Consider the following 14136-nt stretch of genomic DNA (forward strand, 5'->3'; position numbering starts at 1 on the left):
GGGGCTCAGGCCGCGAGCGCGAATGCGGCACGGACGGAGACTCCGGCCGGTGCGGCCTCGGCCGCGCGCAGGTTCTCGGCGACCGCGGTCGCGAGGTCGATGATGGTGACGCCCAGCGCGCCGGCGACGGCGGCGATCATCTCGCTCGACGGATCCTTGACGCCGCGCTCCATCTCGGAGAGGTACTGCGGCGAGACCCCGGCGTCCGCCGCCGTCTTCCCGAGAGTCTCGCCCCGCTCGTGCCGGAGCCGGCGCAGTTCATCGCCGAGCATGTGCCGCCAGAGCGGCAGGGGGATGGGGCTCGTCGACTGCGGTGTCGGAGCGGGTTCGCGAGGGGCGCGTGCGTTCTCGGCCATGCCTGATGCTAACCGGGCGGCCCCGTCGGGCCGCCCGGGTTCTGCTCAGAGCAGAACCGGCGTCTCTTCGCGACGGGGCACGAACTGCTCGAGCGCGAGGTAGGCGATGCAGCCGACCACGAGCCCGACGACGGCGTCGGAGAGGGCCGGAGCGAAGAAGTGCGACACGAGCGCGGCGCAGGCGCCGATCGCCCAGGCGGCGAAGGCGGTCGGCCGGAATCTCCGCTCGCCGCGGTTCGCGTTGCGGCGGGCGAGGATGATCTGGTCGGCGATGAGCACAGCGCCGAGCGGGGGCACGAGCACGCCGAGCAGCGCCAGCCAGTTGACGAAGTAGTGCCAGGCGCCGAGCACGGCGATGATGACGCCGACCACGCCGAGCACCAGGGTGACGATGCGCATCCGGGAGCGGGTGATGTGCGACCAGCCGAGCGCGCCGTTGTAGAGGCAGTGGGTGCACACCGAGCCGAGGTTGATCACGACGAACAGCAGCAGGAAGACGTTCAGCAGCGGGTTGCCGGTGCCGGTCAGGATCGGGGCGAAGTTGCCGCCGTTGATCTCGGGCGACGCGATGGCGCCGGCGGCGACGAGCAGGCCGCCGCTGAGCTGCGCGACGAGGCTGGCCACGGGGAACGCGGTGAACGTCGCGATGACGGCCTGCTTGCCGGTCTTCGCCCAGCGGGTGAAGTCGGCCGTCATGGTGCCGGAGTCGGCGAAGGTCGCCATGATCGCGGTCACGGCGACACCGAACGACATCGCGCCGCCGCCGACGCCCGTGTAGGAGGTGACGGCCTCGAAACCGTGCTGCTGCGAGGCGATCGCGATCGCGATGATCACGGCGACGATGAACAGCGGTGCCGCGATCGCGCCGAGCACGGAGAGCGCGCGGATCCCGAGGTACGTGATGGCGATGAACAGGAGGCCGGCGAGCGCGGCGACCAGGGTCTCGTTCCAGCTGAACGCCTCGCCGAGGCTCGCTCCCGTGGCGCCGGTGTTGAAGGCGAACCAGCCGACGACCACGGTCGAGAGGAAGCCCGACGCGATGATGTAGCCGGCGGTGCCGAAGGTCTCGATGGCCTGCAGCGAGAAGCTCTTGCCGGTGCGGCCCGCCCGCCAGCTCAGCAGGCTGACGTAGACGAACATGATCGCGTTCGCGACGAGGATCGCGGCGACGCCCTGCCAGAAGCCGAGCATCGCGACCACCAGCCCGCCGGGAACGGCGTTGGTCAGGATCATCGGGAAGCCGAACCACACGGCCGAGACCGTGAAGAGGGACTTGCGATGGCTCTGAGGGACCGGTTCGTGCTCGAACTCGGAGGAGGTGCTCGCCTCCGCGGCCGGCGTATCGCCCATGATGGTATTCCCGCTTTCTCGTCCTCGGGCCGGGGCAGCGCTGCCGCGACAATTCCGAGATTCGAGAATATGGTATTCCATTCAGGTGAGCGTGCCCAGCACCTCATCGACGCGCAGCGGCTTGCGCGGCTTCTGCTTGCGATCCTTCTCGGGGATCCCGCCGACGTAGAGCCAGCCGAGCAGGTACTCGTCGGGGGCCAATCGGTGCGCGCGGTGCACGGGCTCGGTCCGGGTGAGCGTGCCGGTGCGCCAGATGACGCCCCAGCCGGCCTCGTGCAGCAGCAGCGACAGCAGGTGGGCGACGCCCGAGGCCACCGCTTCCTGCTCCCAGACGGGCACCTTGCCGCTCGGTCGCGGCTTCACGACGATCGCGAGCACCAGCGGTGCGCGCCGCGCCTTCTTCGTGTACTTCTCGAGCCCCTTCTCACCGCCGCCGTCGGCCGCTGCGAGACCGGTCGCGATCGCGTCGCGGTCGTCCCCGCGCAGTTCGATCAGGCGCCAGGGGCGCAGCCCCGAGTGGTCGGCGACGCTCGACAGCGCGGCCACCAGCTCGGCCAGCTCCGCGGAGCTGGGAGCTTCCTCGGTGACGCTCGAGTGCGAGCGTCGATTGCGCACTGCTTCGAGCGCGTCAGCGTGTTGATCCGACACGGTTCCTCCTCGGTTCGAACGCCCGTTCAGGGCTGATCAGGCAAGCCTTTCCTTGCTTGTGGCGGCGCGAAATCTGAGTAGCGTGGTGGGCAACGGAGGGATCCGAACCATCGGATTCCCGCCCCGTGCACTCGGAGAAGGAAAGGACCCCGATTTCATGACTCCCACCCAGAACCCCACCGTCACCGTCGCCAAGGGCGACCTCGACCGCGCGGCGGGTGTCGAGCGCTACCTCGGCCCGGTCGTCCGCGATCTCGTGGCTCTCGCCGTCAACGGCAAGCAGGCGCACTGGCACGTGCGCGGCGCGAACTTCATCGGCGTGCACGAGTTCCTCGACGAGGTCGTGGCGCACGCACAGGACGGCGCCGACACCGTCGCGGAGCGGATCGTCGCCCTCGGCCTGCCGGTCGACGCGCGCATCGGCTCGGTCGCCGCGCAGACCACCACGCCCGAACTGGGCGCCGGGTTCCAGCAGTCGGCCGACACGGTCCGCGCGATCGTGGCGCAGCTCGACGCGGTCATCGCCACGGTCTACGCCGCGGTCAAGGGCCTCGACGACATCGATCCCGTGAGTCAGGACATCGCGATCGCGGTGGCGCAGGAGCTCGACAAGGATCGCTGGTTCCTGTTCTCGCACTACGCCGACTGATCCTGATCGGTGCCGCTCGGGCACCGTGCGACCTCGGGTCGCGCACACCACCGGAACGGCGGTCGATGCTTCACAGCGTCGGCCGCCGTTCTGCTGCGGAGGACCAGATCTCGGCGAGCTCGGCCTCGATGCGGGTCCAGAACTTGCGGACGATCGGCAGGTCGCGACCGCCGGTCCACATGAGGAAGTGGCGGCCGCTCATCGGGTCGCCGCGCAGCCACTCGTCGAGCCAGGCGTCGACGGCGCCGGTGAGCGCAGTGCCGCGCGCGGAGACGGCGGGGGAGATGCGGGTGATGCCGACGCCGGGGGGTGCCGTGAGGGGTTCCGCGAGCTCGGACGGGTCGGCCTCGATGAAGACGTGCCCGTAGCTGTTCTCGGGCAGCGCCGCGCACCACGCGCGGAGGCCGTCGAGATCGTCGCTGCCGCTCGCCCCGAGCACGCAGTCGAGGTAGTTGGGGTCGATGAAGATGAACTCATCGGAGGGCAGCGGGTCGAGATTCACGTGTTCATCTTAGGTCACCCTCTACATCATCAGATGTTCTTCGGGCGAATGCCCAGTCAGTCGCTCCTCCCTACCGGCGCACCCTGCGCGGGAGTACGCTCCGAACAGGTCCCGAAACCGAGGGAGGGCACGTCATGCGCATCGACACCGGGGTGGCTCTCGTCACCGGAGGAGCATCGGGGCTCGGCCTCGCCACCACGCTGCGGCTGCTCGCACAGGGCGCCCGGGTCGTGGTGATCGATCTGCCCGGATCCGCGGGGGAGCGGCTCGCCGCCGAGCACGAGGGGCGCGTGCGCTTCACCCCCGCCGACGTGCGCGACGAGGATCAGGTGCGCGCGGCGCTCGACGCCGCAGCCGAACTCGGCGCACTCCGGCTCGTCGTCAACTGCGCGGGCGTCGCGGACGCCGCCAAGGTCGTCGGCCGCTCGGGTCCGTTCCCGCTCGAACTGTTCCGCCGGGTCGTCGACATCAACCTGGTCGGCACCTTCAACGTGCTGCGGCTCGCCGCCGAACGAATGCGCGAGCAGGACCTCGCCGACGCCGAGGAACGCGGGGTCATCATCAATACGGCCTCCGTCGCGGCCTTCGAAGGCCAGATCGGTCAGGCGGCGTACGCCGCATCGAAGGCGGCCATCGTCGGCATGACCCTGCCGATCGCGCGAGAGCTCGCGGAGCACCGGATCCGGGTCGTGTCGATCGCGCCGGGCATCTTCGAGACGCCGCTGCTCGCCGGACTACCCGAGGAGGTACGCGACTCGCTCGGTGCCCAGGTGCCGCACCCCGCCCGGCTCGGACGGCCCGAGGAGTTCGCACTGCTCGTCACGCAGATCATCGAGAACCCCATGATCAACGGGGAGACGATCCGGCTCGACGGCGCGATCCGCATGGCCGCGCGCTGAACGCGCCGCGGACCGACTACTCCTCGATGATTCTCCGCGCGGTCACGTCGGCGGTGGGCAGGATCTCGACCTCGCGCTGCTCGGTGAGAACCTTGAGGAACCCCGGCTGCACCTCGAGCACCCAGCCCTCGATCGCACCGGATCCGGTTTCGATCCGCTCCTTCGACACCCACGGGGTGTCGACGAGCACGGCGAGCAGCAGCACGCCGATCACGGCGATACCTCCCACGCTCCGCATGACGCCCGCGACGATCCGATGACCCACGCCCCGCGTCCAGATGAGCCGCGCGGCGACGAGGATCCCGCCGAAAGCGAGGGCTCCGATGCCCACCCACCACGAGTGGAAGGTCCGGATCCAGACGTAGGCCACGGTGACGAGCGCCACCGCCGCGAGCACCCGGCCGAGACTGGGGAGGCCGACACGGCCGCCGATCGGCCAAAGGACGTGCAGCAACGCGAGCGGGAGCAGCAGCGCGATGAGCGCCCCCGTCAGCTCCGGGCGCGCGAACAGCGTGCCGAACGCGATGGGCAGGGCGTCGCCGAAGTCGAACGAATCGGCGACGGCGCCGGCCGTGCCCCAGTTCCATTCCGAGACCGCGAGCAGGCGCAGCAGCAGGAAGAGCGTGGCGATGCCGGCCGTCGTGCCGACCACCGCCCCCGTCTTCGCGGCCGCGCTCGCCGCGGGCGATTCCGTCTCGGCCCCCGCCTCCGCCGCTCCCGGGTCGGCGGATTCCGTATCTGAGGCGGCCATGGGGGAAGCCTATCCCCGTCGATCCGTCGCCGAGGTGCGCAGCTGCACCCAGAGCGCGAGCATACGGTCGGCGTCGTCGAGGTCGAGCCCGTACCGGGCGACGGCCTGCCGCACCCGATAGCGCACGGTCTGCTCGTGCAGGTTCAGTCGCGCGGCGACCCGCGGGGCGCTGCCCTGCTCCTCGAGCCAGGCCAGCAACGTCGTGCGCGCGTCGGCCGCATCGGGTTCGAGCAGTGCGTCGGCGTCCTCCGTCGAGAGCCGGGCACCGCGCAGCGCCGCCCCGCACTCGTGCAGCACCAGCTGCGCCTGCACCTCGCGCGTGGTCGCGATCTCGAGCCCCCGCTCCCGGGCGCACTCCGCCACCAATCGCGCGCGCTCGTGACGCCCGGCGAGCGAACGACGGAACCGGCGCGGCTCGTCGAGGCCGACTCGGCACTCCGCCCCCGTCAACCGCCGCAGCTCGGGCAGCAACCGCGCGAACGAACGCCCCACCTCCTCGGGCGATCCGCTCGGCACGAGCGCCACCACGGCGCCGTCGAGCGCGACGCACACGCTGCCGGGGAAATACACCGAGAGGTGCCGCGCGGCCCCGGCCCGGATCTCGCCGAGCTCGGCATCGCTGGAGCGCGCACCGCTGGGCAGCAGCGCCGCGAGGATCACCTGCTGGGTCGGCCGGAAGCCGAGCACCGTCGGATCGTTCTCCTGCGGCGCACCGTGCAGCGCTCGCCGCAGCGCGGCCTCGCGCGAGCGGGTGTCGCCGTGGTCGAAGCGCCAGGCGTCGACGAGGTAGTCGGCCGCGAGCAGAGCGCCCTGCTCGAGCACCTCCTGCTTCGCCGGCGAAAGCGGAAGGGAGAGGTCCTCGCCGTCGGGGTCGATCGCCCAGATGGATCCGAGCGGGATGCTGCCCGCACGGATCGCGATCGCCGCTCGCGGGGCCTCGGTGTCGCTTCGGGCGAATCTCGCGACGCCCTGCGCGGCGAACATCTGGCGGTAGCGCACCTCGTTGATCGACTTGTCGGGGACCCGGCGGTAGAGGATCCCGTTGGCCCGCAGATCGTCGATGGCCTGATCGGGCATCGCCGAGTAGGCGAGGATGTTGCGCCGGTGATCCTCGATCGCCACCGAGCCGCGGAACACCCCGGCGATCGAGTTGGCGAGCGAGAAGAGCTTGTCGCCCGAGGTCGGGCCGAGCTGCAGGCCCGATCCGTGCTCACCGAGCAGGCGGCTCACGAGCGCGTCGAACTGGCGCCAGTCGACCTGCGGGTGGAGCTCGAAGAGGGGGATTCCGCGGCGTGCGCACGAGACGGCGAGCGGTGCATCGGCCGGGACCGTGCGGGCCACGATCCCGCTCGCGCGCGAAGCGGCGGCGGCGTCGCAGAGCTCCTCGACGCGGTCGTCGGGCAGCATCGCGTGCGAGGTGAGCAGGAGCAGCTGACCGGCGGACTGCTGCGCGACGGCGTCGGCGTCGAGGAACGCGACGCCCTGCACGGGCGGTGCCGTTTCGCGTTCGGTGGGCTCCGGCTGGACGACCGGGCGCAGCGTCGCGGGCCCGAGCTGCGCGAGCAGCTCGGCGAGCGGCAGTCCGCTCGAGAACGGCGAGGTCGCGATGATGCTCGAAATCGATGATTCCACGTTCGTACTTTAGCGAATCCGATAACGGATCGACGGGTTCGCGCTCCTACATTCGTACCGTCACCGAAAACGAAGGAGTGTGGGGCGTGAGTGGTTTCTACGACCGGCGGATGGTGAGGATCTTCCCGAAGTTCTCGGAGGTCCGCGTCGATGGAACGCTGGAGATCGGCGGTTGCTCCGTTCCCGAGCTGGCCGACGAGTACGGCACCCCGCTCTACGTCATCGACGAGCAGGGGCTGCGCGAGCGCATGCGGGAGTACCGCGACGGCCTCGCCGCGCGCTGGCCGAACAGCCAGGTCACCTTCGCCTCCAAATCGCTGCCGGTGCTCGCCGCCTACGGGATCGCCGAGGCCGAGGGTCTGGGCATCGACGTCGCCGGCGCGGGTGAACTGCTGCTCGCGCTCGAGGCGGGCGTCGATCCGAAGCTCATCCACCTGCACGGCAACGCCAAGAGCGACGAGGAGCTGCGGCTCGCGATCGAAGCCGGCATCGGTCTGATCGTGGTCGACGGCGAGGCCGACATCGAACGCCTCGATGCGCTGCTGGATCGGCCGCAGGACGTGCTCGTGCGCGTGATCCCCGGGGTGGATCCCCGCACCCACCGGTCGGTCTCGACGGGCGGCACGAAGTCCAAGTTCGGCCTGCCGATCCCGCAGGCGCAGGCGCTCATCGAGCGGCTGCGCGATCACCCCACGATCCGCGTCCGGGGCGTGCACATGCACATCGGCTCGCAGATCCTCGACCTCGAACCGTTCGCGCGGGCCGTCGAGGCCATCGCGGGGATCGGGGAGTTCGAGATCTACAACCTCGGCGGCGGGCTCGGCGCGGAGTACCACGACGGGCAGGAAGCCCCCTCGATCGACGCCTACCTCGATACGCTCACCGAGGTCGCGCGCCGCCTGCTGCCGGCGGAGAGCCGGATCCTGATCGAGCCCGGACGCTCGCTCGTCGCCCGCGCCGGCGTCACCGTGTACCGGGTCAACAACGTGAAGCGCACCGCCGCGACCTTCGTCGCGGTCGACGGCGGGCTCGCCGACCAGATGAACGCCGCGCTGACCGCGACGAAGTTCACGCCCGTCATCGCCGAACGCGCGGACCGGGAGCCCGACACGACCGCGCAGCTCGTCGGCCGGCAGTGCGAATCGGGCGACCTGCTGGTGGACGGTGCCCGCCTCGCCTCGCCCGAGACCGGGGACACCGTCGTGCTCGCCGCCACCGGCGCCTACGGCTACACCCTCTCGAACAACTACAACGGCGCTCTCAAGCCCGCGGTCGTGCTCTGCCGGGACGGCGACGCACGCGTGGCCGTCCGCCGTCAGAGCTACGCCGAGTTCCTGGCCCCGCACCTCTCGGGCGGGCCCGGAGCCTGGGCCTGACCCCCTCCGATATTCATCACGCAACGATTCCCCGAGGAAGAGGAACCACCATGAAGAAGACCATGACCGTGATCGCCGCCGCGGCGGCCGCAGCCGCGATGCTCGGCCTCAGCGCATGCTCGGCGAGCGACGCGCCCGCCGCCTCCGCGAAGGCCGAGAAGCTCACCTCCGGTGTCGACCAGGCCGCCGCGAAGGCGCTGCCCGAATCGATCCGGAAGTCGGGCGTGATCCGCGCGGCCGCCGGGATCCCGTACCCGCCGTTCATCATGATCGAGAACGATCAGCAGGTCGGGCTCGATCCCGACCTCGCGCAGGCCCTCGGCGAGAAGCTCGGCGTGCGGATCCAGATCTCGCACCAGGCGTTCGAGACCGTGATCCCGTCGCTGCAGGCGAAGAAGTTCGACATCATCATGTCCGGCATGAACGACACCGTCGAGCGGGAGAAGACCCTCAACTTCGTCGAGGAGCTGCACGCCGGCTTCACGATCGTCGTGAAGAAGGGCAACCCCGCGAAGATCGGTACGCTGCTCGACCTGTGCGGGCACAAGGTCGCCGTGCAGAAGTCGGCGACGCAGGGACAGATCCTGCGCGACCTCGTCACCGAGTGCACCGCGAAGGGCAAGTCCGGCATCGAAGTGCAGGAGCTTCCGACCGCGCAGGATCCCCAGACCGCGCTCAAGGCCGGGCGCGTCGACGCCTACGTCACCGACGCGCCCGTCGCCGCCTACACGGTCGCGACCGCGGGCGACGGCAAGGACTTCGAGGGCGTCGCCGATCCCGAGAACCCGGCGGGCTTCAGCCCCGTCTACACCGGCATCGGAACGCTCAAGAGCAACACCGAGCTGACCGAGGCGCTGCGCCTCGCCATGCAGGCGATCATCGACGAGGGCGTCTACCAGAAGATCCTCGACAAGCAGCACCTCGGCCACCTCGCGGTCGACCAGGCCATCGTCAACGGCGCCGGCGCGGAAGGCTGAAGCGAGCCATGAGCACCCCCGCAACGACGGCCTCGGAGCGCGACAGGAGCTTCGACATCGAAGCCCTGCCGCTCCGGCGGCCCGGCCGCTGGATCTGGGCGATCGTCCTGGTCCTCTTCGCCGCCTGGTTCACCCAGGCGCTCGCGACCAACAAGAACATCGACTACTCGGTCGTGGGCAAGTACCTCTTCGACCGGGACATCGTGCTGGGCGTCGGCCTCACGCTGGTCATCACCGCCGTCTCGATGCTGATCTCGACCGTGCTCGCCGTCGTGCTCGCCGCGATGCGCCTCTCGGGCAACCCGGTCATGGTCGTGTTCTCCTCGTTCTACGTCTGGCTGTTCCGCGGCACGCCGCTGCTCGTGCAGATCGTGATCTGGGGCTACTTCGGCCTCATCTTCGAGAAGATCTCGATCGGGATCCCGTTCACCGACGTGGTCTTCTGGCAGCAGGACACCAACACGCTGCTCACCCCGCTCGTCGCCGGCATCATCGCGCTGACGCTGAACGAGGCGGCCTACTCGGCCGAGATCGTGCGCTCCGGCATGCTGTCCGTCGACTCCGGGCAGAGCGAAGCGGCCGCATCGCTGGGCATGAGTCCGCTCGCCACGTTCGTGCGGATCCTGCTCCCGCAGGCGATGCGCGTGATCATCCCGCCGCTCGGCAACGAGCTCATCTCGATGGTCAAGAACACCTCGCTGCTGTCGCTCATCGCGGTCATGGAGGTCTACACGCGGGCCACCCAGATCTCCGCGCAGAACCTCAAGCAGGTCGAGCTGCTCATCGTGGTGAGCCTCTGGTACCTGGTCATCGTCTCGCTGCTGTCGATCCCGCAGTACTACTTGGAACGCCATTTCGGCAGGGGAGTCGAGCGCAATGCGCCGGCCACCCCGCTGCAGAAGGCGAAGGAGTTCACCGGTGCGATCGCCGTGCAGCTCCAGGGCAAGAAGAAGGGAGCGCGGAGCAATGACTGAGCTCAACGATCAGGCGCTGGTGCAGCTGCGCGGAGTGCGCAAGCACTTCGGCCAGCTCGAGGTGCTGAAGGGCATCTCCATGGACGTCCACGCCGGACAGGTGACGGTGCTGCTCGGCCCGTCGGGATCGGGCAAATCGACGCTGCTGCGGTGCATCAACCACCTCGAATCGATCGACGGCGGCCGGATCACGGTCGACGGCGAGATCGTCGGCTACCGCGAGGCGGGGGACCACCTGCGCGAGATGCACCCCCGCGAGGTCGCCCGCCAGCGCCGATCCATCGGCATGGTGTTCCAGCGCTTCAACCTGTTCCCGCACAAGACCGCGCTCGAGAACATCATCGAGGCCCCGCTGGTCGTCTCGCGGCGCGGCAAGGCGGAGGCGATCGCGAACGCGCGGGAGCTGCTGCGTCGCGTCGGTCTCGACGCCTGGGCCGACCACTACCCGTCGCAGCTCTCGGGCGGGCAGCAGCAGCGCGTCGCCATCGCCCGCGCGCTCGCCATGAAACCGAAGCTCATGCTGTTCGACGAGCCGACCTCGGCGCTCGACCCCGAGCTCGTCGGCGACGTGCTCGACGTGATGAAGGAGCTCGCGGCCGAGGGCATGACCATGGTGGTCGTGACCCACGAGATCGGCTTCGCCCGCGAGGTCGCCGACGAGGTCGTGTTCATGGACGGCGGCGTGGTGGTCGAGAGCGGACCGCCCGCCCAGGTGATCGAGCAGCCCGAACACGAGCGCACCCGCGGCTTCATCCGCAGCGTGCTGTAGTCGCGGACGAGACCACGCCGCGAGAGGGGATCCCGCTCCGCACCGGAGCGGGATCCCCTTTGTCGGGAGTGCGACGAGGAATCGGGTGCGGAAGCACGTTCGGCAGTGCCGGACCTCCATCCCGCTTGCCCGGGCTCCTCGGGATTCGAGAGGCTGATCCCGTATCCGCGCCGCCGCGGGCGGCGCAGAAGGGAACACCGATGTCCGATCCGCGCCCCAACGCCCGCCCCGAACGCGTCTCCCTCGGCACCGCCGAGCCCGAGTACGACCTCTGGCAGCCGCTCGACCCCGACCAGGCCGGCGTCTTCACCGGGCTCTCCGCCGACGAGCAGTCCTACCGCGACCGCGCCCGCGCGTTCGTGCAAGACGAAGTGCGGCCCATCATCGACGACTACTGGAACCGCGCCGACTACCCGGTGCACCTGATTCCCCGGCTCGGCGAACTCGACCTGCTGCGCGACGGCATCGACGTCCCCGGCTTCCCCGAGCAGAGCCTGCTCGCCGCCTGCCTGGTCACCATGGAGCTGAGTCGCGGCGACGGATCCATCGGCACCGTCGGCGGCGTGCAGGGCGGGCTCGCGCTGCGCTCCATCGCGATGCACGGCTCCGAGGAGCAGCGCGCGAAGTACCTCGAGCCGATGGCCCTCGGCACGCTGCCCGGCTCGTTCGCCCTCACCGAGCCCACCCACGGCTCCGACTCCGTCAGCCTCGAGACCCGCGCGGTCTCCGACGGCGACGACTACGTGATCAGCGGCCACAAGAAGTGGATCGGCAACGGCAGCATCGGCGGCGTCACCATCACGTGGGCGCGCGGCGACGACGGCCAGGTGCAGGGCTTCATCGTGCCGCAGGACACCCCCGGCTACCGAGCCACCACCATCGAGGGCAAGCTGTCGCTGCGCGCCATCTGGCAGGCGCTCATCGAGTACGACGGCGTGCGCGTCGGCCCCGAGCTCAAGCTGCCCGGCGCCCGCTCATTCCGCGACACTTCGAGCGTGCTGCAGGCCACCCGGCTCGGCGTCGCCTGGGCCGGGCTCGGCCACGCCACGGCCGTCTACGAGACCGCCGTCGCGTACGCCAAGCAGCGCGTGCAGTTCGGGCGCCCGCTCGCCGCGTCGTCCATCGTGCAGAACCGGCTCGCCGAGATGCTCAGCCAGCTCACCTCGCTGCAGACGCTGCTCGTGCAGCTCACCCGCGTCGAAGCGGCAGGGGAGCTCACCGGTCCGAGCGCCTCGCTCGGAAAGTACACGTCGACCCGCACCGCGCGATCCATGGCCGCGAACGCACGCGACCTGCTCGGCGGGAACGGGATCCTGCTGCAGAACCGCGTCGCCCGGCACTTCGCCGACATCGAGGCGCTGCACACCTACGAGGGCACGGAGACGGTGCAGGCGCTGATCCTCGGCCGAGAGATCACGGGGCTGTCCGCCTTCGCCTAGCCTCCGGGGCGCGATCGGAGTCCGCGGCAGAGCGGACTGCGTTCGCGCGCGCCTCGCGAGAGCCGGGGTCCGGGCGGTGCGGGCCTGCGGGTCGCGCGCCTGGCCGGGCCTGGCGGGAGCGTTCGAGTCCGGGCCCCGATGCGTCAGCATCAGGGCCCGGACTCGAACGCGGATGGATCGGCGCGCGAACGCAGGCCCGCACCGCCCGGACCCCGGTGGTTACGCGTCCTCGCCCGTACCCGGGATCTCGACCGCTGCGGTGAGCGGGCGACCCTCGCGAGTGAGGCGGCGCTTGGTGAGCTGCCACATCCCGGCGAGCACCACGAACCAGATCGGGGTGTACATCAGCGGCAGGCGCGTATCGTCGGCGAGCGCGAGCGTCACGAGGATGAACGCGAAGAACGCGAGCACGACCCACGGCACCACGCGGGGGAGCGGCGTCTTGAACTTCGACGAGGCGTGGCGCTCGGGGTGCTTGCGCAGGTACTGGATGAAGCTGATCGCGATCATGCTCCAGATGAAGAGGATGAACGTCGACGCGACCGAGGTGACGAACGTGAACGCCTCGATGACGCTGTCGCCGAGCAGCAGGATCGGCACGGACGAGAAGACGAAGACGGCCGAGAAGAACACGGCGCGGCGGGGGACGCCGCGGCTGTCGGTGAGCGCGAAGGCGCCGGGGCATGGCCGTCGTGCGCGAGCGCGTGCATCATGCGTGTGCCCGAGTAGAAGCCGGAGTTCGCGCTGGATGCCGCAGAGGTGAGGACGACGAGGTTGATCGCGAACGCCGCGGCGCCGAAGCCGGCATATGCGAACGTGGTGACGAACGGGCTCTTCTCGGGGTCGAGCTTGTCCCACGGGGTGATCGCCATGATCACGGTGAGCGCGCCGATGTAGAAGATGAGCACGCGGACGACGATCGAGTTGATGGCGCGCGGCAGGTTGCGGTGCGGATCCTTCGTCTCGGCGGCCGCGGTACCGACGAGCTCGACGCCGATGAACGAGAAGATGCCGAGCTGGAAGCCGAGCAGGAAGCCGCTCGCGCCGAACGGGAACATGCCGCCGTGGTCCCAGAGGTGGGCGAGAGAGGAGCTGGTGCCGGTGTCGGGGTTCTGGAAGCCGGTGACGAGCAGGATGACGCCGGTGACGATGAGCGCGAGGATCGCGACGATCTTGATGATCGAGAACCAGAACTCGAACTCGCCGAAGAAGCGGACGGGCTGCAGGTTGAGGATCGTGAGCACGATCGCGGTGACGAGCGCGGGCACCCAGTTGGGGATGTCGGCGTTGATGTACGCGACGTAGCTCGTGATCGCGATGATGTCGGCGACGCAGATGACGACCCACGTGATCCAGTAGGTCCAGGAGACGAAGTAGCCGGCCCACGGGCCGATGAGGTCCTTCGCGATATCGCCGAAGGTCTTGTAGTTGAGGTTCGAGAGCAGCAGTTCGCCGAGCGCGCGCATGAGGAAGAACATCATGCAGCCGATCACGGCGTAGATGAACAGCACCGAGGGGCCGGTGAGGCTGATGACCTTGCCCGAGCCCAGGAACAGGCCCGTGCCGATGGCGCCGCCGATGGCGATGAGCTGCAGGTGGCGGTTCGTGAGCCCGCGTTGCAGGTTCTCGTGCCCGGCGCTCGTGGTGGTCTCCGACATTCGGTCACTCCTCCGTGATCGGGTGGGACTCGGCCGTGCCCGGGGTCGGGGCCGGCGCCGGATCCGTTGGTACACGGATACCGGAAGTGGGCACGAGTGTACTCGGGGCCGGGGACATCGCCGACGCGACGGGCGAGGCGAGTCGAAATCGTTGCG

General features: G+C 69.8%; 13 protein-coding genes and 1 pseudogene. 7 read left to right on the forward strand and 7 right to left on the reverse strand.

Annotation, left to right across the window (positions count from 1 at the left end; translation table 11 throughout):
* Positions 1-5: 5 nt before the first annotated feature.
* The 3 genes from ABD169_RS07290 to ABD169_RS07300 form a co-directional block, all read right to left on the reverse strand.
* A complete protein-coding gene (locus tag ABD169_RS07290; RefSeq protein ID WP_344031016.1) occupies positions 6-356 on the reverse strand; it encodes a helix-turn-helix domain-containing protein in 351 nt (116 codons plus the stop codon).
* 45 nt (positions 357-401) lie between these two features.
* Positions 402-1706, reverse strand: coding sequence for a purine-cytosine permease family protein (locus ABD169_RS07295; RefSeq protein ID WP_344031018.1), 1305 nt, complete (start codon positions 1704-1706; stop codon positions 402-404).
* An 81-nt stretch (positions 1707-1787) separates the two neighbouring features.
* The gene (locus ABD169_RS07300; protein ID WP_344031020.1) at positions 1788-2354 is read right to left on the reverse strand and encodes a nitroreductase family protein; all 567 of its coding nucleotides are present in this window, start codon (positions 2352-2354) and stop codon (positions 1788-1790) included.
* 157 nt (positions 2355-2511) lie between these two features.
* On the opposite strand from ABD169_RS07300, the gene ABD169_RS07305 reads away from it, so the two are divergent.
* The gene (locus tag ABD169_RS07305) at positions 2512-3003 is read left to right on the forward strand and encodes a Dps family protein (protein WP_344031021.1); all 492 of its coding nucleotides are present in this window, start codon (positions 2512-2514) and stop codon (positions 3001-3003) included.
* A 70-nt stretch (positions 3004-3073) separates the two neighbouring features.
* Here ABD169_RS07305 and ABD169_RS07310 read toward each other — a convergent pair whose 3' ends face one another.
* Positions 3074-3505: an SIP domain-containing protein gene (locus tag ABD169_RS07310; protein ID WP_344031022.1), complete on the reverse strand. Its 432-nt coding sequence runs from the start codon at positions 3503-3505 to the stop codon at positions 3074-3076.
* 134 nt (positions 3506-3639) lie between these two features.
* Here ABD169_RS07310 and ABD169_RS07315 point away from each other — a divergent pair, with 134 nt between their 5' ends.
* Positions 3640-4404: an SDR family NAD(P)-dependent oxidoreductase gene (locus ABD169_RS07315; RefSeq protein WP_344031023.1), complete on the forward strand. Its 765-nt coding sequence runs from the start codon at positions 3640-3642 to the stop codon at positions 4402-4404.
* Between the two features lie 16 nt (positions 4405-4420).
* Here ABD169_RS07315 and ABD169_RS07320 read toward each other — a convergent pair whose 3' ends face one another.
* Positions 4421-5155 carry a hypothetical protein gene (locus tag ABD169_RS07320; RefSeq protein WP_344031024.1) on the reverse strand — a complete coding sequence of 245 codons (735 nt, stop codon included), beginning with the start codon at positions 5153-5155 and terminating at the stop codon, positions 4421-4423.
* 9 nt (positions 5156-5164) lie between these two features.
* Positions 5165-6787 carry a PucR family transcriptional regulator gene (locus ABD169_RS07325; protein ID WP_344031025.1) on the reverse strand — a complete coding sequence of 541 codons (1623 nt, stop codon included), beginning with the start codon at positions 6785-6787 and terminating at the stop codon, positions 5165-5167.
* 86 nt (positions 6788-6873) lie between these two features.
* Between ABD169_RS07325 and lysA the strand changes: the two genes are divergently transcribed.
* The 5 genes from lysA (at position 6874) to ABD169_RS07350 (ending at position 12322) form a co-directional block, all read left to right on the forward strand.
* Complete coding sequence (gene lysA, locus ABD169_RS07330) at positions 6874-8163, forward strand: diaminopimelate decarboxylase (RefSeq protein WP_344031026.1); 1290 nt, start codon at positions 6874-6876, stop codon at positions 8161-8163.
* A 50-nt stretch (positions 8164-8213) separates the two neighbouring features.
* Positions 8214-9140, forward strand: a complete 927-nt coding sequence (locus tag ABD169_RS07335) for an ABC transporter substrate-binding protein (protein WP_344031027.1) — start codon at positions 8214-8216, stop codon at positions 9138-9140.
* An 8-nt stretch (positions 9141-9148) separates the two neighbouring features.
* Positions 9149-10114: an amino acid ABC transporter permease gene (locus ABD169_RS07340; RefSeq protein WP_344031028.1), complete on the forward strand. Its 966-nt coding sequence runs from the start codon at positions 9149-9151 to the stop codon at positions 10112-10114.
* Positions 10107-10883: an amino acid ABC transporter ATP-binding protein gene (locus ABD169_RS07345; RefSeq protein WP_344031029.1), complete on the forward strand. Its 777-nt coding sequence runs from the start codon at positions 10107-10109 to the stop codon at positions 10881-10883. Before ABD169_RS07340 ends, ABD169_RS07345 begins: the two co-directional genes overlap by 8 nt.
* 200 nt (positions 10884-11083) lie before the next feature.
* Positions 11084-12322 carry an acyl-CoA dehydrogenase family protein gene (locus ABD169_RS07350; protein WP_344031030.1) on the forward strand — a complete coding sequence of 413 codons (1239 nt, stop codon included), beginning with the start codon at positions 11084-11086 and terminating at the stop codon, positions 12320-12322.
* A 219-nt stretch (positions 12323-12541) separates the two neighbouring features.
* Here the strand turns inward: ABD169_RS07350 and ABD169_RS16170 are convergent.
* Positions 12542-13980 (reverse strand): annotated as a pseudogene (locus ABD169_RS16170) (amino acid permease).
* Positions 13981-14136: the final 156 nt, after the last annotated feature.

The organism is Leucobacter iarius (genome assembly GCF_039530105.1).
Lineage (GTDB): Bacteria > Actinomycetota > Actinomycetes > Actinomycetales > Microbacteriaceae > Leucobacter > Leucobacter iarius.

Bases quoted from the DNA above. Each gene is read 5' to 3' on its own strand.
- ABD169_RS07290 (WP_344031016.1), bottom strand. From the start codon at position 356: ATGGCCGAGAACGCACGCGCCCCTCGCGAACCCGCTCCGACACCGCAG.
- ABD169_RS07295 (WP_344031018.1), bottom strand. From the start codon at position 1,706: ATGGGCGATACGCCGGCCGCGGAGGCGAGCACCTCCTCCGAGTTCGAG.
- ABD169_RS07305 (WP_344031021.1), top strand. From the start codon at position 2,512: ATGACTCCCACCCAGAACCCCACCGTCACCGTCGCCAAGGGCGACCTC.
- ABD169_RS07315 (WP_344031023.1), top strand. From the start codon at position 3,640: ATGCGCATCGACACCGGGGTGGCTCTCGTCACCGGAGGAGCATCGGGG.
- ABD169_RS07320 (WP_344031024.1), bottom strand. From the start codon at position 5,155: ATGGCCGCCTCAGATACGGAATCCGCCGACCCGGGAGCGGCGGAGGCG.
- ABD169_RS07335 (WP_344031027.1), top strand. From the start codon at position 8,214: ATGAAGAAGACCATGACCGTGATCGCCGCCGCGGCGGCCGCAGCCGCG.
- ABD169_RS07340 (WP_344031028.1), top strand. From the start codon at position 9,149: ATGAGCACCCCCGCAACGACGGCCTCGGAGCGCGACAGGAGCTTCGAC.
- ABD169_RS07345 (WP_344031029.1), top strand. From the start codon at position 10,107: ATGACTGAGCTCAACGATCAGGCGCTGGTGCAGCTGCGCGGAGTGCGC.
- ABD169_RS07350 (WP_344031030.1), top strand. From the start codon at position 11,084: ATGTCCGATCCGCGCCCCAACGCCCGCCCCGAACGCGTCTCCCTCGGC.